The 24886-nt window shown below is 73.6% G+C and carries 25 protein-coding genes; 13 read left to right on the top strand and 12 right to left on the bottom strand.

The features are described from left to right. Positions 1-102 precede the first annotated feature (102 nt). From DK427_RS17410 to DK427_RS17400, 3 genes are all read right to left on the bottom strand, one after another. Positions 103-669 (bottom strand): c-type cytochrome, encoded by a 567-nt coding sequence (locus DK427_RS17410; RefSeq protein ID WP_109952363.1) that lies wholly within the window; start codon positions 667-669, stop codon positions 103-105. Between the two features lie 278 nt (positions 670-947). Beyond that, entirely contained in the window at positions 948-2228 is a 1281-nt protein-coding gene (locus tag DK427_RS17405) for a PQQ-dependent sugar dehydrogenase (protein ID WP_245930611.1), read from the bottom strand. 182 nt (positions 2229-2410) lie between these two features. Next, entirely contained in the window at positions 2411-2860 is a 450-nt protein-coding gene (locus DK427_RS17400) for a cupin domain-containing protein (protein ID WP_109954239.1), read from the bottom strand. A gap of 133 nt (positions 2861-2993) precedes the next feature. Between DK427_RS17400 and DK427_RS17395 the strand changes: the two genes are divergently transcribed. Both DK427_RS17395 and DK427_RS26425 read left to right on the top strand, forming a co-directional pair. Beyond that, the gene (locus DK427_RS17395; protein ID WP_109952362.1) at positions 2994-3200 is read left to right on the top strand and encodes a hypothetical protein; all 207 of its coding nucleotides are present in this window, start codon (positions 2994-2996) and stop codon (positions 3198-3200) included. Between the two features lie 280 nt (positions 3201-3480). Next, positions 3481-3720, top strand: coding sequence for a hypothetical protein (locus DK427_RS26425; protein WP_162559822.1), 240 nt, complete (start codon positions 3481-3483; stop codon positions 3718-3720). On the opposite strand, the gene DK427_RS17390 is transcribed toward DK427_RS26425, so the two are convergent. The 4 genes from DK427_RS17390 to DK427_RS17375 all read right to left on the bottom strand — a co-directional run bounded on the left by DK427_RS17390 (position 3683) and on the right by DK427_RS17375 (position 6050). Beyond that, positions 3683-3904, bottom strand: coding sequence for a hypothetical protein (locus DK427_RS17390; protein ID WP_109952361.1), 222 nt, complete (start codon positions 3902-3904; stop codon positions 3683-3685). The genes DK427_RS26425 and DK427_RS17390 overlap by 38 nt on opposite strands. A gap of 135 nt (positions 3905-4039) precedes the next feature. Beyond that, positions 4040-4885, bottom strand: a complete 846-nt coding sequence (locus DK427_RS17385) for a metallophosphoesterase (RefSeq protein ID WP_109952360.1) — start codon at positions 4883-4885, stop codon at positions 4040-4042. 3 nt (positions 4886-4888) lie between these two features. After that, positions 4889-5497 carry a cation efflux transmembrane domain-containing protein gene (locus tag DK427_RS17380; RefSeq protein ID WP_109952359.1) on the bottom strand — a complete coding sequence of 203 codons (609 nt, stop codon included), beginning with the start codon at positions 5495-5497 and terminating at the stop codon, positions 4889-4891. A gap of 151 nt (positions 5498-5648) precedes the next feature. Continuing rightward, a complete protein-coding gene (locus DK427_RS17375) occupies positions 5649-6050 on the bottom strand; it encodes a hypothetical protein (RefSeq protein ID WP_162559821.1) in 402 nt (133 codons plus the stop codon). A gap of 165 nt (positions 6051-6215) precedes the next feature. On the opposite strand from DK427_RS17375, the gene croR reads away from it, so the two are divergent. The 9 genes from croR to DK427_RS17330 all read left to right on the top strand — a co-directional run bounded on the left by croR (position 6216) and on the right by DK427_RS17330 (position 16120). Next, positions 6216-6683, top strand: coding sequence for a 3-hydroxybutyryl-CoA dehydratase (gene croR / locus DK427_RS17370; protein WP_109952357.1), 468 nt, complete (start codon positions 6216-6218; stop codon positions 6681-6683). A gap of 70 nt (positions 6684-6753) precedes the next feature. Then, positions 6754-7608: a TrmH family RNA methyltransferase gene (locus DK427_RS17365; protein ID WP_109952356.1), complete on the top strand. Its 855-nt coding sequence runs from the start codon at positions 6754-6756 to the stop codon at positions 7606-7608. 186 nt (positions 7609-7794) lie between these two features. Beyond that, positions 7795-9378 carry a phytoene desaturase family protein gene (crtI, locus tag DK427_RS17360; protein ID WP_425452478.1) on the top strand — a complete coding sequence of 528 codons (1584 nt, stop codon included), beginning with the start codon at positions 7795-7797 and terminating at the stop codon, positions 9376-9378. A gap of 5 nt (positions 9379-9383) precedes the next feature. Further along, positions 9384-9803, top strand: coding sequence for a DUF2141 domain-containing protein (locus DK427_RS17355; protein WP_109952354.1), 420 nt, complete (start codon positions 9384-9386; stop codon positions 9801-9803). Positions 9804-9807: 4 nt separating this feature from the next. Further along, positions 9808-10794, top strand: a complete 987-nt coding sequence (locus DK427_RS17350; RefSeq protein ID WP_109952353.1) for an ABC transporter ATP-binding protein — start codon at positions 9808-9810, stop codon at positions 10792-10794. Further along, a complete protein-coding gene (locus tag DK427_RS17345) occupies positions 10791-11987 on the top strand; it encodes an ABC transporter permease (RefSeq protein ID WP_109952352.1) in 1197 nt (398 codons plus the stop codon). The genes DK427_RS17350 and DK427_RS17345 overlap by 4 nt, the downstream gene beginning before the upstream one ends. A 113-nt stretch (positions 11988-12100) precedes the next feature. Further along, complete coding sequence (locus DK427_RS17340) at positions 12101-13663, top strand: phytoene desaturase family protein (protein ID WP_109952351.1); 1563 nt, start codon at positions 12101-12103, stop codon at positions 13661-13663. Positions 13664-14165: 502 nt separating this feature from the next. Further along, positions 14166-14933, top strand: coding sequence for a lysophospholipid acyltransferase family protein (locus tag DK427_RS17335; RefSeq protein ID WP_109954238.1), 768 nt, complete (start codon positions 14166-14168; stop codon positions 14931-14933). Between the two features lie 38 nt (positions 14934-14971). Continuing rightward, positions 14972-16120, top strand: coding sequence for a glycosyltransferase family 2 protein (locus DK427_RS17330; protein ID WP_109952350.1), 1149 nt, complete (start codon positions 14972-14974; stop codon positions 16118-16120). 269 nt (positions 16121-16389) lie between these two features. On the opposite strand, the gene DK427_RS17325 is transcribed toward DK427_RS17330, so the two are convergent. From DK427_RS17325 to DK427_RS17310, 4 genes are all read right to left on the bottom strand, one after another. Further along, positions 16390-17760: an NTP/NDP exchange transporter gene (locus DK427_RS17325; RefSeq protein ID WP_425452477.1), complete on the bottom strand. Its 1371-nt coding sequence runs from the start codon at positions 17758-17760 to the stop codon at positions 16390-16392. Continuing rightward, positions 17757-18467: an NADPH-dependent F420 reductase gene (locus DK427_RS17320; protein WP_109952349.1), complete on the bottom strand. Its 711-nt coding sequence runs from the start codon at positions 18465-18467 to the stop codon at positions 17757-17759. Before DK427_RS17320 ends, DK427_RS17325 begins: the two co-directional genes overlap by 4 nt. Then, positions 18457-19362, bottom strand: coding sequence for an aldo/keto reductase (locus DK427_RS17315; protein WP_109952348.1), 906 nt, complete (start codon positions 19360-19362; stop codon positions 18457-18459). The genes DK427_RS17320 and DK427_RS17315 overlap by 11 nt, the downstream gene beginning before the upstream one ends. A gap of 105 nt (positions 19363-19467) precedes the next feature. Next, positions 19468-19806, bottom strand: coding sequence for a hypothetical protein (locus DK427_RS17310; RefSeq protein WP_109952347.1), 339 nt, complete (start codon positions 19804-19806; stop codon positions 19468-19470). Positions 19807-20035: 229 nt separating this feature from the next. Between DK427_RS17310 and DK427_RS17305 the strand changes: the two genes are divergently transcribed. Both DK427_RS17305 and DK427_RS17300 read left to right on the top strand, forming a co-directional pair. Next, on the top strand, positions 20036-21280 hold the full coding sequence (locus DK427_RS17305; protein WP_109952346.1) for a GGDEF domain-containing protein: 1245 nt from the start codon (positions 20036-20038) through the stop codon (positions 21278-21280). An 85-nt stretch (positions 21281-21365) separates the two neighbouring features. Next, positions 21366-23441 (top strand): OPT family oligopeptide transporter, encoded by a 2076-nt coding sequence (locus DK427_RS17300; RefSeq protein ID WP_109952345.1) that lies wholly within the window; start codon positions 21366-21368, stop codon positions 23439-23441. 124 nt (positions 23442-23565) lie between these two features. Here the strand turns inward: DK427_RS17300 and DK427_RS17295 are convergent, their stop codons facing one another. Next, the gene (locus DK427_RS17295) at positions 23566-24870 is read right to left on the bottom strand and encodes an MFS transporter (protein WP_109952344.1); all 1305 of its coding nucleotides are present in this window, start codon (positions 24868-24870) and stop codon (positions 23566-23568) included. Between the last annotated feature and the right edge of the window lie 16 nt (positions 24871-24886).

Below are 24886 nucleotides of genomic sequence, written 5' to 3'. Positions count from 1 at the left end.
GCGGCGCCCCGAGTTCGGCTTCGCCGAACACCAGGGCCAGGATCAAGCTTCCTTGCCCGGACCCGCGAGAGGTCTCGACCTCTCGCCTCCGGGACGGGCCGCTCAGCGATGGGCGAGGTAGTAGGACAGGGCCGCGATGTCGTCCTCCGAGAGGCCCTGCGCCACCTCGTTCATCGCGGGGTCGTAGCCGGCGCGGGCGCCCGACTTGTAGGCCCGCAGGGTGGCCAGCAGGTAGTCCTCGCGCTGGGCGCCGACGCGCGGGATCTGGTCCTGCCCGGCGAGATCCGCCCCGTGGCAGGAGCCGCACTGGTGCTTGGCGGCGAGCGCCCTGGCCGCCTCCATCCGGGCCGGGTCGGGATTCGCCTCCGGCTTCGGCGCCGGCAGCTTGGCGACCGCATCGCCCAGCATGCGCAGGTCGTCGTCCGAGAGCCCCTCGGCCATCGCGTTCATCGGGTCGGCGACCCGCTGCTTCTCCCGGAACAGGTAGAGCTGCGTGACGACGTAGTCCGCCGGCATCGCGCCGAGCGAGGGCACGCCGGGATTGGCCGAGGTGCCGCTCTCGCCGTGGCAGGCGAGGCAGGCCGGCAGCCGCTCGGCCGCGCTCTCGGCGAGTGCCGGCGCGGTGAGGAGGGCCAGAAGGCAGAGGGCGGGCGGCGCGAGGCGGCGCATGGGCTTATTCCTTGATGGCACGGTGCGCACAGGCGTGGTCGGCGCCCGAAGGTTGCGCGGATCCCCTCTCCCGTGCGGGAGAGGGACAGGGTGAGGGGCCCGGAGCCATCCGGAGAAGGCGCTGCGGTTCCGCGGCAGGCGCGCGCCTTGTCCGGACAATTCTCATCCCTCACCCCAACCCTCTCCCGCACGGGAGAGGGCACGCGGCGTGACCGGCCGCTGGAGGTGTGGGCTCTCGAAGCTCCGGGTTGGCGCGCGACGCGCGAGCCCCCCGCCCCTCAGCGCGCCGCGCTGATGCGGTAGATCGCGCCGTTGTAGTCGTCCGAGACCAGGAGCGCGCCGTCACGCGCCACCAGCACGTCCACGGGCCGGCCGACATAGCGGTTGTCCTGCAGGAAGCCGGTCAGGAACGGCTCCAGGCTCGTCATCTTCCCGTCGGCCCCGAGACGCGCCACCACCACGTCGCCGCCGAGCTTCTGCGTCTTGTTCCACGAGCCGTGGCGGGCGATGAAGATCGCGTCCTTGTAGGCCGCCGGGAACTGCGCGCCGGTGTAGAAGCGCATGCCGAGCGCCGCGGTGTGCGGCCCGAGCAGGCCGACAGGCGCCGTGAACTCGGCGCAGGAGCGGCCCCAGCCGTATTCCGGGTCGGTGAAGTTGCCCTGGTGGCAGAACGGGTAGCCGAAATGCTGCTTGCCGGGCTCCGAGAGCACGTTCAGCTCGTCGTTCGGGATGTCCTCCGAGACCCAGTCGCGACCGTTGTCCGTGAAGGTGAGCTGCTGCGTCCGCGGGTTCCAGTCGAAGCCCACCGTGTTGCGCACGCCGCGGGCCACCACCTCGACGTTCTTGCCGTCGAGGTCCATCCGGCGGATCTGGGCGTGGGTGTCGGGCGGATTCAGGATGTTGCCCGGCGCGCCCACCGGCACGTAGAGCTTCTCGTCCGGCCCGATCGCGATGAACTTCCAGCCGTGCGCCTCGTCCTTCGGGAAGTCGTCGGAGACGAGGACAGGTTTCCCCGGCGCGTCGAGGTTGTTCTCGATGTCGTCGAAGCGCCAGATCTTCGAGAGCTCGGCGACGTAGAGCGCGCCCTTGTGGAAGACGACGCCGTTCGGCCGGTGCAGGCCGGTGGCGATCACCTTCACCTCCTGCTTCCCGTCCACGGTCCGCACGGCGTAGACCCGGTCGAGCGAGCGGGTGCCGACGAAGAGCGTGCCCTTGTCGCCCTGGGCGAGCGAGCGGGCGTTGGCGAGCCCGCTGGCATAGACCTCGATCTTGAAGCCGTCCGGCACCTTCAGCTTGTCGATGGGCAGGCGGGCGGCCGGCGTCGGCAGCGGCGGCCCGGCGATCGGGGCGAGCTTAGCGGCCTCGCCGCCCTCGGGCCGGCCGTAGAGGGCCGAGCCGCGGTCCTGGGCGGGCGCGGGGGCGTTGGCGGGCTTCGGCGCGGAGCCGTCCGCGCTGCCCGGCGTCGGCGTGCCGCTCGGCGCCTGCTGCGCCCCGGCGGGCCCGAGGGGCAGGAGAAGTCCGGCCAGAAGCAGTCCGGTCAGGCGTGCGGAACGCGGCATCGATGGCGTCTCCCGTGTGCGGATCGTGTGTGCGAGGGGGCGGAGGCCTCCCATCCCGCGCCGGGACATACAACCCAGGAATCGAAGATTCATCCCGGGATTGTGTCTGGCTGTCACCTGCGCACAGGCCCGGCCCGGCGCAAGCGGCGGTCCCGTCTCCCGGGCGCCGAGGCGGCCCGACCTCATGCCCCGTCCGGGCCGAGCCCCGGTGCTTGCGCCGGCCGCAGGGCGTCGAGGTCGGGCCGGAGCACCACGCTCTCCTGCTCGTTCGGGTCGGTGCGGGCGATGAGCGCGGTGCAGGGCTCGGTCGGGCTCGGGTTGTAGGGCAGGTGCGGCACGCCGGCCGGGATGTAGAAGAAGTCGCCCGGCGCCACCGTCGCGTGGTGCTCCAGCCGCGCGCCGTACCAGCAGCCCGAGGTGCCGCCGAGCGCGTAGATCGCGGTCTCGTGGTCGGCGTGCAGGTGGGCCCGGGCGCGGGCGCCGGGCGGGATCGTCACGAGCTGGAGGTGGATGCCCCGCGCGCCCACGCTCTCGGCCGAGATGCCGACGGCGTAGTCCAGCCCCTGCTTGCCCGTGAACGGCGCCCCGGCCCGGACGAGGCGGCATTCCGGCACCCCAGACTCATCGTGCATCACGGTGTCCATGATCACCTTCCCGTCCGCTGCCCCGGTGCCCGGATGATGCGCCCCTCCCCGGTCGGCGGAAAGCGGGAGAAAGCGGGGCGCTTGCCGCGTTGATCGCCTGTCCGAGATGCGGAGGCATGCGATGAACGACGACGGACGGGACGGGCGCACCGGGACGCGCTCCGACGCGCTCTCGAAGGAGCCGCCGATCGCGAACGGCCAGAGCGGCCGGCCGCGCGACGAGACGATCGCCCAGACGGGCTCAGGGCTCCCGAACGATACCGGCGAGCCGGTCCAGATCGACCCGGAGGAGGCCCGGCGGATCGAGGAGAAGATCCGCAGGATGTGACACGCGCCCGAAGGGCCCGACGGTCGGCGCGAGCGAGTCAGGCCAAGGGGCTGGCAAACCCGCCGGGTGGACCGCCGGAGGGCGTTCCGGAGGCGCGGCGCATCGGGCTGCATCCGAATTTCCTCCGCGGCCAAGCTGAAACCATCGGCCGCCGAGCCCATTTCTTGAGGCAATCTGTCACAAGACGGAGCCTCGTGCGGGTCATCGGCAGGACACGCTCGGCGGTTCCGGTCCGAGGCTGGAGCCGGCGGGAAAGGCGTCGCTCCGGAGAGGAGCGAGCATGCGCCACTGCGCCACCCTGCGCGTGAGGCGGCCGGGCGCCGCCAGCGATCCGCGCCTGGACGGGATCGGCCACGCCCTGGAGGAACTCTACGCGCCGGTTCTGGCCGAGGGCCTGCCCGAGGCTTGGCTGAGCCTGCTCGGCCGGGGGCGCGCGCCGGATCGGGCCGGATGCGCCCTGCCCGGCCCCGCCCGGGCCGGCCCTACCCGCCCGCCTTCACCCGGCGGCACTCGGTCTTGAGGTAGGCGGTACGGCCGATCTCCTCGCGCAGGTCCGTGCGGGCGATGATCTCCTGCCAGCCGTTGGTGCAGCCGAGTTCGTTGGCGACCTTCACCTTGCGCACCTCGATGGCCCGGTCGTCCGTGCACTCCGCCTGTGCCAGCCCGTTGGCGCAGACCAGGACCACGGCGATGAAGCTGTTCATGGGGCCTTCCTCCCGGCCGCGGCTGCTCTTGGTTGGGCTGCTCTTGGGCGGCTCTTACCCGCGGAGAGCTAGCGCTGCGGCCGGCCCGGGCGAGCGGGCGCCCCGCGTCACGCGCCCGCAGCCCCGCTTCTTCCCTCACCCGACCTCCAGCACGAGGTCGGGCCGGAAGGTCCGGCCCTCGACCGGGTTCGCCACCCAGCGGCAGCGGCCGAGCCGCATGTCGTGCCCGGCGTGGAAATGGCCCGAGATCCAGAGGTCCGGGCGCGTCGCGTCGGGCAGGTCGTCGAGCACGGTGGTGGCGTAGAAGGCCGGAACCCACCAGGGCACGCCGGGCGCGTCCCGGTAGGCGTCCGCCGCGCGCGGGCTCGCCGGGTGGTGGGTGATCGCGACCGTGGGACCCGCGTGCGGCCGCGCCAGCCCGGCCAGCAGGTCGGCCCGCTCCGCCGCGTGGGCCCGCATCGCGTCCGCCGGCTGCCAGGGCGTGCCGTCGGTGTTGCGGATGGAGCCCAGATACTCGCGCGAGCCCGTGACCGGGTCGGTCATCCGGGCGGCGGCGAAGGCCACCGGGTCGGCGGGGCGCTCCGGCGCCTCGGGGCCGAGCCAGCGCCCGGCGAGCGACCAGTCGCTCCACAGGGTCGCGCCGACGAAGCGCACCCCGTCGATCACGCAGGCCGCGCCCCGCTGTAGCAGGTGGATGCGCGCGCCGCCCGCGTTGAGCCGGGCGACCTCGGCCTCCAGCGCCGCCAGGAGCTCGGGCGCGGTGCGGGGATCCCCGGTCGGGGCGTAGCGCTCGTGGTTGCCCGGCACCAGCACGATCGGGGCGCCCCGCGCGAGGTCCAGGAGCGCGGCGAGCCCCTGCTCGGGATGGCCCTCGTAGAGGTCGCCCGCGCAGGCGAGCACGTCGAAGGGGCCGGCGGGCGCCGGGATCAGCTCCGGCCGGCGCCGCTCGAGATGCAGGTCGGAGATCGGGAACAGGCGCACCGCTCAGGCCCCCTCGGCGGCGCGCGCCGCCCGCCGCTCGGCCCGCGCCGCCCGAAAGACGTCCGCGGCGGAATCCGCGTTGATCACCGCGATCACGGCCGCCGCGACGAGGTCCGGCCAGGGCGAGACCCAGACCACGGTGACGAGGCCGGCCGCGATGATGGCGAGGTTGGCGTAAGCGTCGTTGCGCGCCGAGAGGTAGGCCGCCCGGGTCAGGCTGCCCGAGCCGTGCCGGTGGCGGGCCAGCATCAGCGCGCAGGTGAGGTTGACGGCGAGCGCCCCGAGGCCGGTGAGGGTCAGCGGCAGCGGCGCCGGGGCGGTGAAGTCCGAGACCTTCTCCCAGGCGGCCCAGGCGGTGGCGAGCGCCGGCACCAGGAGGATGAAGGCCATCACCGTGCCGAGGCGGGCGCGGTTGGCCGCCGACCAGCCCAGCCCCGCGAAGATCAGCAGGTTGATCGCCGCGTCCTCCAGGAAGTCGAGGCTGTCGGCGATGAGCGCGACCGAGCCGATGGCGAGCGCCACCGCGATCTCGATCCCGAAATAGCCGAGGTTCAGCGCCGCCACGCGGGCGACGACGGGGCGGAGCGCGGGAGAGGAGGCGGGCTTCGGCACGGGACGTCCCTGGATTCGGGGCCTCTTCGCCGATGCGGCGCCTCCTGTCGAGGGCGTCGGTGCGGCAGGGCGTTCGTTGCGGCGCACAGCGGCGGTGCGGGGCGGTGGGCGGCACTGCGCGGCGGTGCGGCAGGCGCCCGGCCTGCGGCTTTCAGTCCTGGCCCGGTACGCGCCGGGCGTCCGCCTCCGCGGGCGGCTCGCCGCCCTGGAACGTCCGGGCAGCCATCGACAGGGCGGGGTGGACGCCCGGGGCGCGCTGCGAGAGCGGCATCGACCAGCGCCCGGGCAGGGAGACGTCCGCCGGCACCCGGACGGACACGACGGGGCTGCGCGCTGGGGGCGCCGCGCGGACCGGAGCCGCCCCGGCGGCCGGCTTGCGACGGACCCGGCGCAGGCTCGCGACCGCGAAGGCGATCAGCGCCGACACGAGGCAGGCGGCAGCGGTCGCGACGCGCCCCGGGCTCGGGGTCTGGTCGAGCATCAGGGCGGCGAGACCCGTCACCGCGAGGGCGGCACCGAGATGTCCGGGCGAGAAAGGATCCGAGTCCTGCATGCCGACCATCGTCCGATACTCGGATGGCGACTGTGTGAAGCCGATCCCTCGAATTGGACCAAAGTCCGCTGCGGTGCAGCGTGGCGGAGGCTGGATTCGCGGGCGCGGCTGTGCGAGGCCAGCGGCAGGCGCCGACACGGGCGCGATCCAACGAGGGAGCCCCCGATGTTGCCCGAGCTGCGCGTTCTGTACTTCGAGGACCTGGAGGTCGGCCTCTCCGAGACTCTCTCGAAGGTGATCGCCTCCTCCGACGTGGTGGGCTTCGCCGAGATCACCGGCGACCGCAACCCGATCCACCTCTCCGAGCACTTCGCGGCGCGCACGCCCTTCGGCACCCGCATCGCCCACGGCCTCTACACCGCCGGGCTGATCTCGGCGGTGCTCGGCACGCGGCTGCCCGGCCCCGGTGCCGTCTACATCAGCCAGACCCTGAACTTTCGCGCGCCCGTGCGCATCGGCGACACGGTGGACGTGACGGTCGAGGTCGCCGAGCTGGTGCCCGAGCGCCGCCGCGCCCGGCTCAAATGCACCTGCGCGGTCGCGGGCGAGATCGTGCTCGACGGCGAGGCTCTGGTGAAGGTGCCCACGAAGGCCGAGGCCGACCCGCTGGCCGCCCGCCAGGGCAAGGCCTGACGGCCGACATGCAGGGCTCCGCCCTGCACCCGCCAGAGGCCTCGGCCTCTGGACACCTGGACGGTCCCCCATGATGCCCGTCGCGATCGACGATCCGGCCGATCCCCGGCTCGCCCCCTACGCCTCCATGCGCGAGCGCGACCTCGTCGGGCGGCAGGGCCGCTTCATCGTCGAGGGCGAGGTCACGCTCCGGCTGATGGCCTCGCCCGGCGCGCGCTTTCGCACCGAATCCGTGCTGCTGGCGCCCGAGCGCTGGCCGGGCCTGGCCGAGGTAGTGGGCCGCCTTGGCGCGCCGGTCTACCTCGCGGGCAGGCCCGTGATGAGCGCGGTGGCGGGCTTCCCGATCCACCGCGGCGTGCTGGCGGTGGGGCTGACGGGCGCGGCGCCGGAGCCCGCCGCCCCGGTGCCGCCGGCCCCCGCCCCGGCCCTGGTGCTGGGCCTCGCCGGCCTGACCAACCACGACAATGTCGGCGCCTGCTTCCGCAACGCCGCCGCCTTCGGGGCCGACGCCGTGCTCCTCGACGCCGCGTGCTGCGACCCGCTCTACCGCAAGGCGATCCGCGTCTCGGCGGGCGCCGCCCTGATCACGCCCTTCGCGCGCCTGCCCGAGGGAGCGGACTGGCTCGCGGTCGCCGAAGCCCTCGCGCTCGAGCCGCTGGCGCTCAGCCCCTCCGGCCGCGAGACGCTCGACGCCGCGGAGGCCCCCGCCCGCGCGCTCCTGCTCCTGGGCACCGAGGGGCCGGGCCTGCCCGCCCGCCTGATGGCGCGCGCCCGCACCCTGCGCATCCCGATGGCGCCGGGCTTCGACTCGCTCAACGTGGCGACCGCGGGGGCGCTCGCCCTGCACCGGCTGGCCGGCGCGACCGGCCGGATCGCCCTACATCCGGCGCCTGTACCCGGTCCGGACGCGCGCGAAGACTGCTGAGGCCCCCGTTTCAAACCGGGTCCTGTCTCATCCATATCGATGTCCGCGGCCTCGCGCGGCAAAAAGATGCAATTGCCGAACGCCGAATCATCTCTAGCTTGGCCGTAAGCGAAGGGGGTATCGTGGCCCTGGCGCGGGCCGCGCGGGTTTGGGGAGACGGGAGCGTTGCTTCACACGGGAGACGGCATGCGGAGGCTCTCCGGACGCCGGGTCGTCATCGTCGGCGCGGGGCCCGGCGGCTTGGCTTCGGCCCTGCTGCTGGCGCGCGCCGGGCTCCACGTCACCCTGATCGAGCGGGACGCCCAGGTCGGCGGCCGCACGAAGACCGTCGAGGCCCCCGGCGGCTACCGCTTCGACATCGGCCCGACCTTCTTCCTCTATCCCCAGATCCTCGCCGACATCTTCCAGAGCTGCGGCGAGCGGCTGGAAGACCATGTCCGGCTGGAGCGGCTCGACCCTCAGTACCACCTCGTCTTCGAGGGCAAGGACGCGCAGGGACGCCAGGGTGTCTCCGGCGAGATCCGCGCCACGGGCGACGTCGCGCGCCTGGAGGCGGAGGTCGCCCGGATCGCCCCGGACGACGCCCGGAACATAAAAAAGTTCTTCGCCGAGAACCGGACCAAGCTCACCTTCTTCAAGCCGGTCCTGGAGCAGGCCTTCCACCGCTTCCGCAGCATGGCGAGCCCGGCGATGCTGGCCGCCCTGCCCTACCTCCATCCCGGCCGCAGCGTGGACAAGGACCTGCGGCGCTACTTCGCCGACCCGCGGGTGCGCCTCGCCTTCTCGTTCCAGACCAAGTACCTGGGCATGTCGCCCTTCCGCTGTCCCAGCCTGTTCACGATCCTCTCGTTCCTCGAGTACGAGCACGGGGTCTACCACCCGGTCGGCGGCTGCGGTGCGGTCTCGGAGGCGATGGCCGGGCTCGCCCGGCGAATGGGCGTCGACATCCGCCTGAACACGAGCGTCGAGCGCGTCCTGTTCGAGGGCAAGAAGGCGGTCGGCGTGGTGGTGGGCGGCGAGACCCTGCGGGCCGACGCCGTGATGATCAACGGCGACTTCGCCAAGGTGGTGCCGGAGCTGGTGCCGGAGGCGCGCCGCCCGCGCTGGCGCGACGCCAAGGTCGCCAAGGCCCGCCTCTCCTGCTCGACCTTCATGCTCTATCTGGGCATCGAGGGCCCGATGCCGGCCGGCCTCGGCCACCACACCATCCTGCTGGCCGAGGCGTACGAGCGGAACATCCGGGAGATCACCGAGGGCACGCTGCCGATGCAGCCCTCGGTCTACGTGCAGCACGCGGGCTTCACCGACGGCGGCATGGCGCCTCCCGGCCACACCGCCCTCTACGTGCTGGTGCCGGTGCCGAACCTGAAGGCCGGCATCGACTGGGCGGCGACCCGCGACGGCTACCGGGCCCTGGTGCTGGAGCGGCTGAAGCTGCTCGGCATCGAGAACCTCGAATCGCGCATCCGCTACGAGCGCATCGTCGATCCGACCCAGTGGCGCGACGATTTCGCGGTGCACGAGGGCGCCACCTTCAACCTTGCCCACGACCTGATGCAGATGCTGTGGTTCCGCCCGCACAACAAGTTCGGGCCGGGGCTGTACCTCGTGGGCGGCGGCACCCATCCGGGCTCGGGCCTCCCGGTGATCTACGAGGGCGCGCGCATCTCCGCCCGCCTGCTGATCGAGGATCTGCTCGGCGCCCGCGTCCCCGCGAGCGCGGGGCTGCCCGAGACGGCCCCGCTGGCCACCGGCGGCGAGGCCTCGTGAGGGAGATGCGCGGCGCCCTCCTCGCCCTCGCTCTCTTCCTCCCCCTCCCCGCCCAGGCGGCCGGCGTGCAGGTCACCGTGGAGGGCATCGAACCCGGCGGCGGCGCGGTCTACGTCACGCTCTGCCAGGGCGGTCTGTCGGAGGCCGCCTGCACCCTCGGGCAGGAGGCGCCGGGCACGGCGGAGGCCCGGACCTTCGTGTTCGCGAGCGTCCCCCCCGGCACCTACGCGGTCGCCGCCTACCAGGACCGCGACGGCGACGGCCGGCTCGGCCGCACCGGCCTCGGCCTGCCGACCGAGCCCTACGGGCTGTCGGGCGGCACGGGCCGGCGGGCACGGCCGAGCTTCGAGGAGGCCGCCTTCGCGCTCCGCGAGCCCGGCGCGGCGATCCGGGTGCGGCTCGTCCGCGCCCTGCCCCGGCACTGAGCCGGTGGCGCCGCTCCTCGCCTGCACCGGCCTGGCCCTCGCCTATCGCGGACGGCCGGTCCTCACCGGGCTCGACCTCGCGCTGGGCCAGGGCGAGATCTTGGCGCTGCTCGGGCCGAACGGGGCCGGCAAGACCACGCTGATGCGGCTCGTCGCCGGCCGCCTCGCCCCCGGTGCCGGCACCGTGCGGGTGGCGGGCCGCGACCCGCGCACGGATGCGGGTGCGCGCCGCGCCGTCGGCTGGGTGCCCCAGGAGATCGCGCTCTGGCCGCGCCTGAGCGTGGCCGAGAATCTCGGCGTCTTCGCGAGCCTTGCGGGCGTGCCCCGCCGCGAGCGCGCGCCGGCCGTCGCCGCCATGCTGGCGCTCGCCGACATCGAGACGGTGGCCCGGAGTCTCGTCGGGCAGCTCTCCGGCGGCTATCAGCGCCGGGTCAACATCGCGGCCGGCCTGATCGCTCGGCCCGCCCTCGTCCTGCTCGACGAGCCGACGCAGGGGGTCGACCGGGCCGCCCGCGCGGCGATCCACGCGATGCTGCGGCGCCTGCGCCGGGCGGGCACCGCGATCCTCGTCGCCACCCACGATTTCACCGAGGCCGAGCGCTTGGCCGACCGGGTCGCCTTCCTGCGCGGCGGCCGCATCGTGCGCGAGGGACCGCTGGCCGCCCTGCTGGCGGGTCTCGCCGCCGGCCCGCCCGAGCGCGAGCTCCTGCTCTCGGACATCCCCGACCAGGCCGCCGAGCGGGCCCTTCGCCGGGCCGGCTTCGCGCCCGACGCCGATCTCGCCTGGCGCGAGACCGGCGCTCACGGCGGAGCGGGGACGGGCCGGCGCCTCGACGGGGCCGCTCTGCTCGGGCGCCTGCGCGAAGAGGGCGTGCCGGTGCGCGAGGTGCGGGTGCGCGCGCCCGGCCTCGAGGCCCTCTACCGCGACGCCCTGGAGACCCCCGCCCCCGCCGCGCCGGTCCGCGCGCCCGCCCTGGAGCCGGCCCGATGATCGGCGCGGCCTTCCGGGTGATGACCCTGACCCTGCTGCGCGACCGCGCTGCCCTGGTGATGGCCTTCGTGCTGCCGACCGTGATCTTCGCGATCTTCGCGGCGATCTTTTCCGGCGCGGTCGGCGACCGCATCCGCATCCATCTGGGCCTCTCCGACCTCGCGGGGACGCCGGCCACGATCCGCCTCGCCGCGGCGCTTGAGGCCGACACCAGCTTGCGCGTCACCCGGCTGCCCGCAGACCTCGCCGCCGCCACGCAGGCGGTGCGCGCGGGCGAGGTCGACGTCGCGCTGGTGCTGCGCGGCGATCTCGCGGCGGCGCCCTCGGGCGCCGCCGCCGCCCACCCGGTCGTGCTCGTCGAGAACCCCGCCAAGGCGCTCGCCGCCCCGATCGCGCTGGGCCAGCTCCAGCGGGTGCTGAACGAGGCCCTGCCGGACGTGGTGCTCTCCCGCATCGTCGCGGACGTGGAGCGCACCGGCAAGATCGGGCCGGACGAGCGCGCCTTCCTGAACGAGGCTTTCGCGGAGCAGCGCGCGAAGAAGGAGCCCTTCAGCTTCTCGGCGCTGGTCGAGCGCCTGAGCACCGCGGCGGCCGCCGGCAACGCCCGGGTGAGCTACTACGCGGGGGCGATCGCCGCGGTGTTCCTGTTGTTCGCCGCCATGCAGGGGGCGCTCTCGCTGGTCGAGGAGCGCGAGTCGGGCCTCGCCGACCGGCTCAGCGCCGGGCCCGGCGGGCTGCGGGTGATCGTGCTGGGCAAGTTCCTGTTCCTGACGCTCCAGGGCGTGGTCCAGGCCGGGCTGATCTTCGGCGCGGCGGCCCTTCTCCACGGCGTCACGATCGGTCCGCACTGGCCGGCTTTCCTCGCCACCTGCGGGCTCGTCGCCGCCACGGCGGCGGGGCTGGCGCTCGCCGCCTGCGCGGCGGCCGCCACGCGCCAGCAGGCGCATCTCTTCGCCACCTTCGGCGTGCTGCTGCTCTCGGCGGTCGGCGGCAGCATGGTGCCGCGCTTCCTGATGCCGCCCTGGCTGCAGCAGGCCGGCTGGTTCACCCCGAACGCCTGGGCGATCGAAGCCTTCCAGGGCGCGCTCGGCGAGGGCGCGCGCGCCGCGCTTCTCGCCTGGGGCGTGCTCGCCGCCCTGGCGCTCGCTGGCCTCGGCGCGGCGCTCGCCCTCGTGTCCCGGCGGGCCGCATGAGCCGCCAGCCCCTCTCACCCGCGCGGCGCGGCGGCGCGTTGACGCCGCTCCCGCCCCCCGTCAGCTTGAGCCCCGGCGCTGTCCCGCCCGGGCGTTCCCCAGGAGCGTAGCAGATGAGTTCCGGTTTCCCTGCCCGTCCCTCCGACGGTTCCTCGGGCGGTTCCTCCGTAGCCGTCATCGGCAGCGGCCTGGGCGGGCTCGCCGCCGCCTGCGTCTCGGCGGCGCGCGGGCACCGGGTCACCCTCTACGACAAGAACGACTGGCTCGGCGGCAAGGCCGCGGTGCTGCACGAGGGCGGCTTCCGCTTCGACATGGGGCCGACCATCCTCACGGTGCCCCGGGTGCTGGAGCGGATCTTCTCGGAGGCGGGCCGCGACATCAACGACTACCTGGACCTGCGCCGCCTCGACCCGCAATGGCGCTGCTTCTTCGACGACGGCACGCAGATCGACCTGATGCAGGACGTCGCCGCCATGGCGGCGGAGATGGACCGCTTCGTGCCGGGCGCCGGCGCCGGGGACGGCTACAAGAAGTTCATCTCCATCTCCGAGCACCTGCACGGGGTCTCGGAGCGGTTCTTCTTCTGGAAGCCGGTCGAGGACCTGTTCGACACGATCAACATCCGGGCGAACATGAACCCCGGCACCCTGCGCGACGTGCTGTCGTTGCGCATGCACGCCTCGGTCGCCAGCACCATCCGCGGCAAGGTGAAGGATGCCCGCCTCGCCCAGATGCTCGACCACTTCGTGCAGTATGTCGGCTCCTCGCCCTACGGCGCGCCCGCGGTGCTCTGCGCCATCGCCCACATGCAGACGGCGGACGGGGTCTGGTACCCGATGGGCGGCACCCGCGCGGTGGCCGAGGCGCTGGCCAAGCTCGCGGGCGAGCTCGGCGCGACCCTCAAGCCCGGCTCCGAGGTGACGGGCCTCGACATCCAGAACGGCGCGGTGCGGGGCGTGCGGACGCAGGCAGGCACCACCGCCTTCGACGCCGTGATCTCCAACATGGATTCGGTGCGGACCTACAAAGAACTGGTCGGCGGCGAGGCGGGCCGGGCTTACGAGAAGAAGAACCCCGAGCCCGCCTGCTCGGGCGTGGTGCTCTATCTGGGGCTCAACAAGCGCTACGAGCACCTGAACCACCACGACTTCGTGTTCTCGCGCGATCCGGAAGAAGAGTTCGACTGGATCTACCGGAAGGGGGAGCCCGCGCCGGACCCGACCGCCTATCTCGCCGCCCCCTCCTCCACCGACCCCTCCGTGGCGCCGGACGGCGGCGAGGCGCTCTACGTCCTGGTGCACACGCCCTATCTGCGGCCCCACCACGACTGGTCGAAGATGTTCCCGGCCTACCGGCAGGTCATCCTCGACAAGCTCAAGCGCACCGCCGGCCTCCACGACATCGAGGACCGCATCGTGGTCGAGCGGCACCTGACGCCGCAGGACATCCACGACCGCTACAAGGTGCTGAACGGCGCGATCTACGGGCTGGCCTCGCACGGCAAGGTGATGGGCGCCTTCAAGCCGGGCAACCGCTCGCGGCAGGTGCGCAACCTCTACCTCGCGGGCGGCGCCGCCCATCCGGGGCCGGGGATGCCGATGGTGATGATGTCCGGCTGGATCGCCGCCGACGCGCACGATCAGGACGCCCGGGGCGGCCTGCGCCAGTCGGCATGAGGCCGCTGCCGGGCATTCGGACCGGATGGAGCGGCGCCCCCCTCTCCCCGCCCGCAGTCGGGTCTACCCGACTTCGGCCCCCCGGTGTCGATCCCGGGCAGGCCCGGGATCGATCGGGGAGAGGCCTGTCTGCACCTTGTCGTGCAGACAGGAAGCGGAGGCGAAGCCGCAGCGGCGATGAGGTGGCATCGACGGAGGGAGTTCTTCCGGCACCGCCCCCTCACCATCGGCTGCCGCCTCGCCACGCTCCCCGACCAGGGGGAGACGTGGCCCTCTCCCCGCGCGCGGGGAGAGGGGATGCGCACCCGCCGCGGCCGGTCCCCTGGAACGTCGGGCGGGCAGGAGCCGCATGACGCTGTCCGAACCCCCTGCCCTGCCCCGGATTGAACCCGAGGGCGGCGCGCGCGCCGCCCCGGCGGAGGCGCGGCGCGTGGCGGAAGCGAGATCCGGACGACGCCTCGTTGCCGACCTGCACCCCGTCTCGCCCCGGCTCTGGCGGTTCATGCTGGGCTATTTCGAGCGCTTCGTGGGGCGCCACCTCAACGCCCTGCGCCTCGCCCGCTGGGGATTGCCGCAGGGGCTCGACCACGCGGGGCCCATCGTCGTCTACTGCAACCACCCGGCCTGGTGGGACGCCGCCGTGCTGATCGTGCTGGCCGGCAAACTCTTCCCCGGCCGCGAGGGCCGCGCCCCCTTCGACGCCGCTGTGCTCGGCAAGTACCGCATCTTCGAGCGGATGGGCGCCTTCGGGGTCGATCTCGACAGCCCGCGCGGGGCCGCCGCGTTCCTGGCCCACGCCCGCGCCATCCTCGCGGCACCGCACCGGATGCTCTGGATCACCGCGCAGGGGCGCTTCAGCGACGTGCGCGCCCGGCCGCTGGCGTTGCGCCCCGGCGTCGCCCGCCTGCCCGAGATCGCCCCCGACGCCCTCGTGCTGCCGCTGGCTCTCGAATACGCCTTCTGGGAGGAGCGCGGCGCGGAGGCCTTTGCGGCCTTCGGCGCGCCGATCTTAGCCCGCGACCTCGTCGCCCTGCCCCGCGCCGAGCGCCTCGCCCGGCTGGAGCGGAACCTGACCGAGACCCTCGACCGGCTCAGCGCCGACGTGATCGCCCGCGAGCCGGAGCGCTTCCGCGAGCTTGTCGCCGGCCGTAAGGGGATCGGCGGGATCTACGACCTCTGGCGGCGGCTCCGGGCGCTCGTCGCCGGCCGCCGCTTCGACCCCGCGCACGGGCGCGCGGCCGAGGACGGTCCCCGGGAGCCCGCCCCATGATCCAGAACCCGTGATCCAGAACCCATGATCAGGACCTCATGACCGCCGACGCCCTTCTCACCGGGCTGGCGCTCGCCTGCCTGATCGTGGCGCTCCAGCCCGCGCTCTTCGCCGCCCTCAACCTCGCGCTGCTGCGCACGCCGGAGCCCGAACCGGGCGGCTCGGGCCTCGTCTCGATCCTGATCCCGGCCCGCAACGAGGCCGAGCGGATCGGCCCGACGCTCGCGGCCGCGCTCGCCAGCACCGGCACGCACGTCGAGGTGGTGGTCGGCGACGACCACTCGACCGACGGCACCGCCGCGCTCGTGCGGGCGACGGCGGAGCGCGACCCGCGCCTGCGCCTCGAATCCGTGCCGCCGCTTCCCGAGGGCTGGACCGGCAAGAACAACGCCTGCGCCTACCTCGCCACCCGGGCGCGGGGCGAGCACCTGCTATTCATCGACGCCGACGTGCAGCTCGCGCCCGAGGCCGCCGCGCGCCTCGCCGCCCAGGCTCGGCGGGGCGGGGCGGGCCTCGTCAGCGCCGTGCCGCGCCAGCGCATGGACACGACCGGCGAGCGCCTGACCGTGCCGATGATCAACCTGCTGCTGGTCGGCTACCTGCCGGTCCTCGCCATGCGCCGCTCGCTCCACCCGAGCCTCGGGGCGGCCTGCGGGCAGATGATCCTGACGACGCGCGCGGCCTACGAGGAGACCGGCGGCCACGGCGCCATCCGGGCCTCCCTGCACGACGGGGTGCGGCTGCCCCGTCTGTTCCGCCGCCACGGCCTGCGCACCGACCTCGCGGCGGGCCGCGACCTCGCGCTGTGCCGGATGTACGGCGGGTTCCGCGAGGCCTGGGCCGGCTTCTCGAAGAACGCCCACGAGGGCATGGCGACGCCCCGCGCCCTGCCGGTCTGGACGGTGCTGCTGCTCCTCGGCCACGTCCTGCCCTGGGGGCTCGTCGCGGCCGGGCTCCTCGGCGCCCTGCCGCCCGCGGCCTTCGGGTACGCGCTCGCGGCGCTCGCCCTCTCGCTCGGCACCCGGGCGGCGGTGACGCTGGGCACCGGCGAGCCGGCGGCGACGATCCCGCTGCACCCGGTGATCGTGCTCACCGCGCTCGCCATCCAGTGGAACGTGCTGCTGCGCCGCGAGCGCGCCGGCGCCGCGACCTGGAAGGGGCGCAGCTATCCGGTGGGCGGCGCCTGAGGCGCGGGTTGCGGATACCGATTGTCCCGGTGCCGCAGCACCTGTCCGCCCGTGTGGATGAAGCGCCAACCCTTTTCCCGGACGCCTGGAACGAAGTGGAAGGTGATCCGGGATCCAGCGGGCCAAGTGCCGCGAGGCGGCGCGATCTTCATCCCGGCGCAGCACACGGACGCTACGCGCCTTGATAAGCTGGATCCCGGATCCCCCTCCGCTGACGCTCCGGGCGTCCGGGAAAAGGGCGGTGTGGTTCATCCGCCGGGGTCGCTCCCTCAGATCCCCGCCCCGTGCCCGTCCGGCGTCGCGCCCTCAGCCTCCCGCGCCCGCCGGACCTGCTCCCGCCCGAGCCAGAGGCTGTTGGCGAGCCACGCGGCCGAGAGCGGGACGGCCACGATCGCCGCCGCGGTCGCCCCGAGGCCCAGCGCGCCGATGCCCGCGAAGGACCATGCCCCCACCTGGTCGCCCAGGCGGTAGACCACCGTGTCGATGAAGCTCTTGGCCTTGTAGCGGTCCTCGCGCGGCACCACCGTGAACAGCACCTCGCGCACCGGCCGGCTGATCGCGAAGTTGCCGGCGCGTCGCAGCACCTGGAACGCCACGATCGCCGCGATGGTGGGCGAGACCGCGAGCGCCGCGAAGCCCAGCACGCTCAGCGCCGGCAGGATCGCCAGCGTCGGCCCGACGCCGATCGCCCGGGTGATGCGCCCCGTGAGGAAGAGCTGCACGCCGAGCGTCAGCACGTTCACCGCGAGGTCGACGCTCGCGAAGAAGGCCGTCTGCGACGCGCGGTCGGGGAAGCTGCGCTTGGCGATGCCCGCCTGCTCGAAATACAGGAAGGTCGAGGTCACCGCGAACAGGAGCAGGAACAGGCCGATGTTAAAGAGGTAGGGCGAGGCGAGCGTGCGGGTGATGCCCGCGAACACGCTGCCGCCGATCGGCGCGGCACGCGCCTCCGCCTCGGCCGGCACCCGGTGCAGGCCCTCGGCGTGGCGGGCGAGCCCGCGCATGCTGAACACGGCGGCCTCCAGCAGCACCACGGCCCCGAGCATTAGCCCCCAGGTCGGCACCGAGCGGGCGAGCCCCGCGGTCAGGCTCGAACCCGCGATGGCCCCGAGCGTGGCGCCCGCCGCGATGAAGCCGAACAGGCGCTTGCCCTGTTCGGTGGAGAACACGTCGACGATGGTGGCCCAGAAGATCGAGACCACGAACAGGTTGAAGATCGACAGCCAGACGAAGAACACCCGCCCGATCCAGACGTCCCATTCGGGCGGCGCCCCGTAGAGGGCGAGCGCGAAGAGCAGGATGTGGCTGGCGAAGAACCGGTAGGTCAGCGGCACGAAGCGGGCGCGGGGCAGGCGCTTGACCAGCCACGCGAAGGGCAGGTTGAGCGCCAGCATGCCCACCAGCGTCGCGGTGAACAGCCAGGGCAGGTTCTCGATCCCGCCGGCCACTCCCATCTGGTCGCGGATCGGCCGCAGCACGTAGTAGGCCGCCAGGATCGCGAAGATGTAGGCCCAGGCCCAGGCCAGCACCCGGCCCTCGCCGGGCCGGACGTCGATCAGGCGGGCGAGGAGGGGGCGGGGGGCAGAGGCGGGCGCCCTCCCTCCCCCCTGCGCGGGGGAGGGAGAGTGCGCGGCGCTCACCGCGCCAGCCCGAGCTTCGCGCGCAGCTCCGGCGCGGTGAGGTCGTGGCCGAAGCCGGGCGAGCCCATCGCGAACTTGGAGGCGTCCGCGAGGCCGCCCACCACCACCGGCTCGAAGCCCGCGTCGCGCACCAGCCTCTCGGCGACCGTCAGCGCCTGCGCGTCGTCGCCCGCGATCGGGATCGCCATCCGGCCGCCGTCGCGGCCCGCCGCGTTCTTGGCGAAGATCCGGTAGTTGGCCGCGTTGAAGGCGCGCACGAGCTTCGCGCCGGGGAAGAACTTCGCCGAGGTCGCGCCGATGCCGTCAGCCTGGACCGCGTCGTAGAGCTCGCCGTCGCGCGCCTTGGTGGCGTTGCCGGCATCCAGCACCACCTTGCCCTTGAGCGCCGGGCCGATGCTCTTGGCGAGTTCCGGATAGGCCCGGTAGGGAACCGCCAGGAACACGACGTCGCTGGCCGCCACCGCCTCCTCGGGCGTGCCGGTGCGTGCCCCCGCCCCGGCGGATTCCGCGAGCGGCTTCAGCGCCTCCGGGTGGCGCGAGGCGAACGTCACCGTGTGTCCGGCCTTGGCCCAGAGCGGGCCGATCGTGCCGCCGATATTGCCGCCGCCGATCACGGCGATCTTGATGGGCTCGGCCGCGGCGGGGCCGGCGAGCGCCAGCGCGGCGACGGTCGCCAGCGCGGCGCGGCGGGTGAGGTCAGAGCGCATCGATGAAGGCCTCCATCTGGCGCCGCTCGGCGGCGTCCGGCAGGCGCCCGCTCGCGGCGGCGCAATTGTCCTCGACATAGGCGACCTTCGCCATGCCGGGGATCGGGCAGGTCACGGCCGGATGGCCGAGGACGTATTTCAGGAAGAACTGCGGCCAGGTCTCGCAGCCGAAGCTCCTGGCGAAGTCCGGGACCGGCTTGCCCTGCACCGCCTTGAACAGGCGGTCGCGCCCGAACGGCACGTTGACCATCACGGCCACGCCCTTCTCGGCCGCGAGCGGCAGCACCCGCTCGGCCGCCGTCCGGTTGTCGACCGCGTAGTTCACCTGGAGGAAGTCGAGGGGCTCACCCTTCAGCACCGGTTCGAGCGCGTCGAACTGCCCGTCGCGCCAGACCGTGACGCCGACGTAGCGGATCTTCTTCTTCTCCTTCAGGTCGCGCAGCGTGGCGAGATTGGTCTTGGTGTCGATGAGATTGTGGACCGCGATCAGGTCGATCACGTCGACACCCATCCGCTCGAAGGAGCGCTGGATCTCGGCCCGGCCACCCTCGGCGCCCGTGGCGCTGACCTTGCTCGCCAGGAAGACCTTCGAGCGGAGATCGCCCTTGGCGAAGATCTTCCCCAGCACATCCTCTGCGGTTCCGTAGCTCGGCGCGGTGTCGATCACCGAGCCGCCGAGTTCGACGAAGCGGCGCACGGCCGCGTCGAGCGGCGCGATCTTGTCGGGGGTGGGCTCGACCTCGTAGCGGCGCGAGGTGCCGATGCCCATGGCGGGGAGCATCTCGCCGCTCTTCGGGATCGGCCGGCGGATCAGCCCCTCCTCGGCGGCGGCGGGGCGGGGCATGAGCGGGGTGAGCGCGCCGGCGGCGAGCAGGGCACGGCGGGACAGGGACATCGGGGCCTCCGCGAAGGGCGACACGGAACGACGCTTCGGGAGGCCTCAACTAGGGCGTGCGGGGCCGCGGCGAAGGGGCCCGCGGCCTCAAGTGCCGCGATCCCCTCAATCCTCCTCGGGCGGATCCTCGAACTCCGCGCCCTCGGTGTCGGGGGCGATGCGGAACCGGTACTCGTCGATGGCCAGGAAAGCCCGGTGCACCGCCTGCGGGTCGAGCCCGTCGCGCACCACCAGCGTCTGGAAATCGATGAACAGCCGCGCGATGCGGGCCTCCTCGGAGAGCGCCTGGAGCGCCGAGGAACTGGCGCCCGCGCGCATCATGTAGCGCCGGGCCACGCCCTCCTGGTCGGGCAGGGGCACCACCGCCACCTGCCCCGCGGTCTCGGGCCGCAGCTCCGCCCAGCGGGCGGGCGTCCAGGCGATGATGGCGTCCAGCTGCTTCATCGGGCGGCCTCCGGATCCTGCTTCCGGCCGGCCCTACAGGCTCGGGCAGCGATCGTCGAGATGCGATCGTCCGGGCCGGAACCGGACCCGCCGCATGGACGCGCTCATGAAAACAGTTCAACCCGCGCCTCAAGCGCGATCTCTTTGAGTACGATCTTAAGACATTCACGCGCCATTCTGAAAGGGGAGGCCCATCGGTTGCTGGGCTACTGCTTTCAGTTGTAGACATATGATTGCACAACCCGACCCCGTCGACCATCTCGTGCTGCGCGACCGGGCCGACACACTCCTGGCGTCGCTGCCGCTGACGCTGCTCTCGAACATCTTCGTCTCGCTGTCCTTCTGCACCATGATGTGGGGCAGCCTTCCGACCGGCCTGATCGGGGCCTGGGCCGTGCTCAACGCCGCCATCAATCTCGCGCGCCTCTGGATCGCCCGATGGGTGCGCCAGCGGGGCCTGCTCGACACCGCGCCCGGTGCGATCCTGAACTTCGCCTGGATCGGCGCATTGCTGTCGGGCCTGTGCTGGACCGCGGCGCTCGTGGCCTGCGCGCAGGTCGGCCAAGCCTACACCATCGCGACGGGTCTGACCTTCTGCGGCATCAACGCGGGCGCGGTCATACAGAACCGCACGGATCGCGCATCGACCCTCGCCTTCGTGCTCCCCAGCTGCAGCGTCCTGATCCTGATCTGCCTAGGCGCGGGGTCGCTGCAGGCGGTCGTGATGGGCATCAACATGACGCTCCTGACCCTCATGATGGTGCGGGCGGCCGGCCTGGCGGAGCGGAGCTACGTGGCCACCGCGCGCCTGAGGCACGAGGCGGACCACCTCGCCGCGTCCCTGCAGCGCGCCAACGTCGCCGCCGCGCAGGCCATGCGGCAGCTCGACCACGCCGCCAACCACGATCCCCTGACGGACCTCGCCAACCGCGCGGCCTACAGGCAGGCCTTCGAGGACAGGCTGGCGCGGGCCGCCCGGGGCGAGGGCGAGCTGACGACGATGCTGATCGACCTCGACCGCTTCAAGGCGATCAACGACACTCACGGCCACGCCGCGGGCGACGCGGTGCTGGTCGCGGTGGCGGACAGGCTCCGGTCCGTCCTGGGTCCGGACGACGTCGCCGCCCGCCTGGGCGGGGACGAGTTCGCGCTCCTGCTCTTCCGGGAGCGGATGGGCGCGGAGGATGCGAGGATCGCGGAGCGGATCGTGCGCGCCCTCGCCGCGCCGCTCGACCTCGCCGGGCGGACGGTGCGGGTCGGGGGCAGTGTCGGCTTCGCCCGCTTCCCCGGCGACGGGGAGAGCCTGCAGGACCTGCAGATCGCGGCCGACGTCGCGCTCTACGCGGCGAAGTCCGAGGGGCGCGGCACTTGGCGCGGGGTCGGCGACGTTGCGCGCCGATCCGCGGGGCGCGACCGATCCACCGGGCGCGACCAAGTGGGCAGGCCCGGAACGCGCCCGGCGCTGGCAGGTTGAGCCCGAGGGACGTTCATCCGGTGTTCCGCGCTGCCACGAGCCCGTCCCCCATCGCCCGTGGGGCGCGCTGCCCGTCCGGAGCCTGATGGACCCCTCGACCCCGACAGCCACCCGAGACGCCGCGGACCGGCCTACTGCGGCCGGGTCCCGTGTACCGCCGCACCGGGACGCCGCCGAGATCACCGCCCGGGGCCTCGCGCTGGGCGCGGCGATCACCGTCGTGTTCATGGCGGCCAACGTCTACATGGGCCTGAAGACGGGGATGACCTTCTCGTCCTCGATCCCCGCCGCGATGATCTCGATGGGCTGCCTGCGGCTGCTGGGCGGCGCGGGCATCCTCGAGAACAACATCGTGCAGACGCAGGCCTCGGCCGCCGGCACGCTCTGCAACGTCATCCTGGTCCTGCCCGGCCTCGTGCTGATCGGGCACTGGCACGGCTTCCCGTTCTGGGAGACGGCCGGCATCACGCTGATCGGGGGCCTCCTCGGCGTCGCCTTCTCGATCCCGCTGCGCCGCGCACTCGTGATGGGCCAGGGCCTGCCCTACCCCGAGGGCGTCGCGGCCGCCGAGGTGCTGCGCACCGGGCAGGAGCAGGGCCATGAAGAACAGGGCCACCACGGGCAGGAGCGGTCCGGCGGGCGGAGCGAGCGCGGCCTCGCCACGCTGCTGACCGCCGCCGCCGCGGCCGGGCTCGTCGGATTCGCCACGAACGGGCTGAAGGTGCTGGCCGAGGGCGTGCGGGGCGCGTTCGTCGCGGGCGGCGCCGTGTTCGGGCTCGGCACCGGCTTCTCGCTGGCGCTCGTCGGCGTCGGCTACCTCGTGGGCATCGGGGCCTGCCTCGCGGTGCTCACAGGAGTCGTCATCGCCTGGGGCATCGCTGTGCCGGTGCTCACCGCGCTCGGCGAGCACGCCGGGGCCCCGGCCGAGGCGGCGCAGACGGTCTGGGCCGATCAGGTCCGCCTGATCGGGGCCGGCATCATCGCGGTGGGCGGCCTCTGGACCGTGGGCTCGCTGGCGCGGCCGATCCTCGGCAGCGTCCGCTCGGCGCTGGAGAGCGCCCGGGCGGCCGGGGCGGAGCATTCCATGCGCCAGCTGCCCCGCCAGGAGCGGGATCTGCCGCTGCCCTGGATCGCCGGGGGGGCGCTGCTCTTGAGCCTGCCGCTGGCCTGGCTGGTCTGGAGCTTCGCGGGCGGGGCCGGGCTCGGCGGGATGCTGCCGGTGCTGGTCGGCGTCCTCACCCTGTTCGTGCTGGTCTTCGGCTTCCTGATGGCGGCGGCCTGCGGCTATCTGGCGGGGCTCCTCGGCTCCTCGTCGAGCCCGATCTCGGGGATCGGCATCCTCACCACCATGGCGGCCGCCCTCCTGCTGCCGCTGCTGCTCGGCCGGGCTGCCGGCCCCGAGGGCGAGCGCTTCGTGGTGGCGGTCGCCCTGCTGGTCGCCGCGGTCATCGTCACCACCGCCTCGATCGCCAACGACAACCTGCAGGACCTCAAGACCGGCCAGCTCGTCGACGCGACGCCCTGGCGGCAGCAGGCGGTACTGATCGTCGGCGTGGTCGTGGGCTCGGCCGTGATCGCGCCCCTGATGGCGCTGCTCTACGAGGCCTACGGCTTCGTGGGTGCCCTTCCGCGCGAGGGGATGGCGAGCGAATCCGCCATGGCGGTGCCCCAGGCCGCGCTGGTGACGCAGATCGCCACCGGGATCGTCGGGGGCTCGCTGCCCTGGACCATGGTGCTGATCGGGCTCGGGCTCGGGGTGGTGCTGGTCGCGCTGGAGGCGCGGCTGCGCCGGCGCGGCCTCACCTTCCCGGCGCTGACGGTGGGCATCGGCATGTACCTGCCGCTGAGCGTCGAGATGACGATCGCGCTGGGCGGCATCCTGGGCTGGCTCGCCGAGCGTCGCTTGCGCCGCCGCACCCCGGAGGCGGCGCGGGAGGGGGCGGTCGAGGCGGCGCGCCGCCGCGGCGTGCTGCTGGCCTCGGGCTTCCTCGTCGGGGAAAGCTGCGTGGGCGTGCTGCTCGCCGGGGCCGACTGGCTCTCGGGCCGCTCCGGCGTGCTGGCTCTGGGCTTCGAGGGGCCGGCCGCGACCTGGCTCGGGCTCGCGGTGTTCCTGGCCGGCCTCGGGGCGTTCTACCGCCTGACATCCCGGGCGCCGGGCTGAGGCGCTTCCGGGAGGTCCCGGATTCCAAAGGTCGAGACCTTTGGCGGATGCAGGGAGCCGACACCGGGGCTGCGCGCCCCGGACCCCACCCAAGGGTGTGACACCCTTGGGGATCCCCGGGACCTCAGGCCGGCACCGGCTCGGTGCGCGGGGCGTCGCGGCCGATCAGCATCGCCATCGCGGCGGCGACGAGGCAGAGGAAGCCCGCCGACACGAAGGCCGAGGTGTAGTCGCCCGTGCCGGTGCGGACCGCGCCCGCCGCCCAGGCGGCGCAGGCCGCGCCGATCTGGTGGGCCGCCGCGATCCAGCCGAACATCAGCGCGGCGTTCTCCTCGCCGAAGGAGCGGCCGGCCAGCGCCACGGTCGGCGGCACGGTGGCGATCCAGTCGAGCCCGTAGAACACCGCGAAGAGCGACAGGCCGTAGAGGCTGCCGTCGAAGGCCTGGGGCAGGAAGATCAGCGAGAGTCCGCGCAGGCCGTAGTACCACGCGAGCAGCTTGCGCGGATCGACCCGGTCCGTGAGCCAGCCGGACGCCGTGGTGCCGAGCAGGTCGCAGATCCCCATCAGGGCCAGCATCCCGGCCGCCGTCACCTCCGGGATGCCGCGGTCCAGGCAGGCCGGGATCAGGTGGGTGCCGATGAGGCCGTTGGTCGAGGCGCCGCAGACGAAGAAGGTGCCGGCCAGGAGCCAGAAGTCGCGGTTGCGCGTCCCCGCGGCCAGCCCCTGCAGCGCCCGACGGGCCGGGTTCACGCCGCCCTTCGGCGCCGGCTGGAGCACGCTCTCGCCGTAGCGCGGCAGGCCGAGATCGGCCGGGCGGTCGCGCATCAGCAGCAAGACCAGCGGCACGAGGCCGAGCGCGGTCGCCGCAACCGTCAGCGCCACCGCGCGCCAGCCGTGGTCGACCACGATGTGGGCGAGCAGCGGCAGGAAGACGAGCTGGCCGGTGGCGCTGCTGGCGGTGAGCAGCCCCACCACGAGGCCGCGGTGGCGCCCGAACCAGCGGCCCGCGACGGTCGCGCCCAGCACGTTGGCCACCATGCCGCTGCCTGAGCCCACCAGAACGCCCCAGAGCGCCACCATCTGCCAGGAGGCCTGCATGAAGATCGTTGCGGCGGTGCCGGCGGCGAGCAGGAGGAGCGCTGAGGCGACCGAGCGGCGCAGGCCGAAGCGCTCGATGATCGCCACCGCGAAGGGGCCGATCATGCCGTATAGGAAGATGTTGACCGCGACCGCCGCCGCGATCGTGGCCGTCGACCAGCCGAACTCGCGCTCCAGCGGCACGATCAGGATGCCGGGCGTCGCCCGGATCCCGGCGCCGATCAGCAGCACCACGAAGGTCACCCCGGCCATCACCCAGGCGTAGTGCAGGCGGTGAGGCGGGGGGTGAGGCAGCTCTGCCGGGCCGCGGGTCGGAATCTGGGCCGCCATGGGTCGCGCTCTCGTC

The organism is Methylobacterium radiodurans (assembly GCF_003173735.1).
Lineage (GTDB): Bacteria > Pseudomonadota > Alphaproteobacteria > Rhizobiales > Beijerinckiaceae > Methylobacterium > Methylobacterium radiodurans.
This window is presented reverse-complemented; position numbering and strand designations above follow the sequence as displayed.

Bases quoted from the DNA above. Each gene is read 5' to 3' on its own strand.
- DK427_RS17390 (WP_109952361.1), bottom strand. From the start codon at position 3,904: ATGAACAGCTTCATCGCCGTGGTCCTGGTCTGCGCCAACGGGCTGGCA.
- DK427_RS17375 (WP_162559821.1), bottom strand. From the start codon at position 6,050: ATGCAGGACTCGGATCCTTTCTCGCCCGGACATCTCGGTGCCGCCCTC.
- DK427_RS17320 (WP_109952349.1), bottom strand. From the start codon at position 18,467: ATGCGCTCTGACCTCACCCGCCGCGCCGCGCTGGCGACCGTCGCCGCG.
- DK427_RS17305 (WP_109952346.1), top strand. From the start codon at position 20,036: ATGATTGCACAACCCGACCCCGTCGACCATCTCGTGCTGCGCGACCGG.
- DK427_RS17355 (WP_109952354.1), top strand. From the start codon at position 9,384: ATGCGCGGCGCCCTCCTCGCCCTCGCTCTCTTCCTCCCCCTCCCCGCC.
- DK427_RS17335 (WP_109954238.1), top strand. From the start codon at position 14,166: ATGCTGGGCTATTTCGAGCGCTTCGTGGGGCGCCACCTCAACGCCCTG.
- DK427_RS17410 (WP_109952363.1), bottom strand. From the start codon at position 669: ATGCGCCGCCTCGCGCCGCCCGCCCTCTGCCTTCTGGCCCTCCTCACC.
- DK427_RS17295 (WP_109952344.1), bottom strand. From the start codon at position 24,870: ATGGCGGCCCAGATTCCGACCCGCGGCCCGGCAGAGCTGCCTCACCCC.
- DK427_RS17405 (WP_245930611.1), bottom strand. From the start codon at position 2,228: ATGCCGCGTTCCGCACGCCTGACCGGACTGCTTCTGGCCGGACTTCTC.
- DK427_RS17330 (WP_109952350.1), top strand. From the start codon at position 14,972: ATGACCGCCGACGCCCTTCTCACCGGGCTGGCGCTCGCCTGCCTGATC.
- DK427_RS17300 (WP_109952345.1), top strand. From the start codon at position 21,366: ATGGACCCCTCGACCCCGACAGCCACCCGAGACGCCGCGGACCGGCCT.
- croR (WP_109952357.1), top strand. From the start codon at position 6,216: ATGTTGCCCGAGCTGCGCGTTCTGTACTTCGAGGACCTGGAGGTCGGC.
- crtI (WP_425452478.1), top strand. From the start codon at position 7,795: ATGCGGAGGCTCTCCGGACGCCGGGTCGTCATCGTCGGCGCGGGGCCC.
- DK427_RS17345 (WP_109952352.1), top strand. From the start codon at position 10,791: ATGATCGGCGCGGCCTTCCGGGTGATGACCCTGACCCTGCTGCGCGAC.
- DK427_RS17310 (WP_109952347.1), bottom strand. From the start codon at position 19,806: ATGAAGCAGCTGGACGCCATCATCGCCTGGACGCCCGCCCGCTGGGCG.
- DK427_RS17315 (WP_109952348.1), bottom strand. From the start codon at position 19,362: ATGTCCCTGTCCCGCCGTGCCCTGCTCGCCGCCGGCGCGCTCACCCCG.
- DK427_RS17400 (WP_109954239.1), bottom strand. From the start codon at position 2,860: ATGCACGATGAGTCTGGGGTGCCGGAATGCCGCCTCGTCCGGGCCGGG.
- DK427_RS17365 (WP_109952356.1), top strand. From the start codon at position 6,754: ATGATGCCCGTCGCGATCGACGATCCGGCCGATCCCCGGCTCGCCCCC.
- DK427_RS17340 (WP_109952351.1), top strand. From the start codon at position 12,101: ATGAGTTCCGGTTTCCCTGCCCGTCCCTCCGACGGTTCCTCGGGCGGT.
- DK427_RS17395 (WP_109952362.1), top strand. From the start codon at position 2,994: ATGAACGACGACGGACGGGACGGGCGCACCGGGACGCGCTCCGACGCG.
- DK427_RS26425 (WP_162559822.1), top strand. From the start codon at position 3,481: ATGCGCCACTGCGCCACCCTGCGCGTGAGGCGGCCGGGCGCCGCCAGC.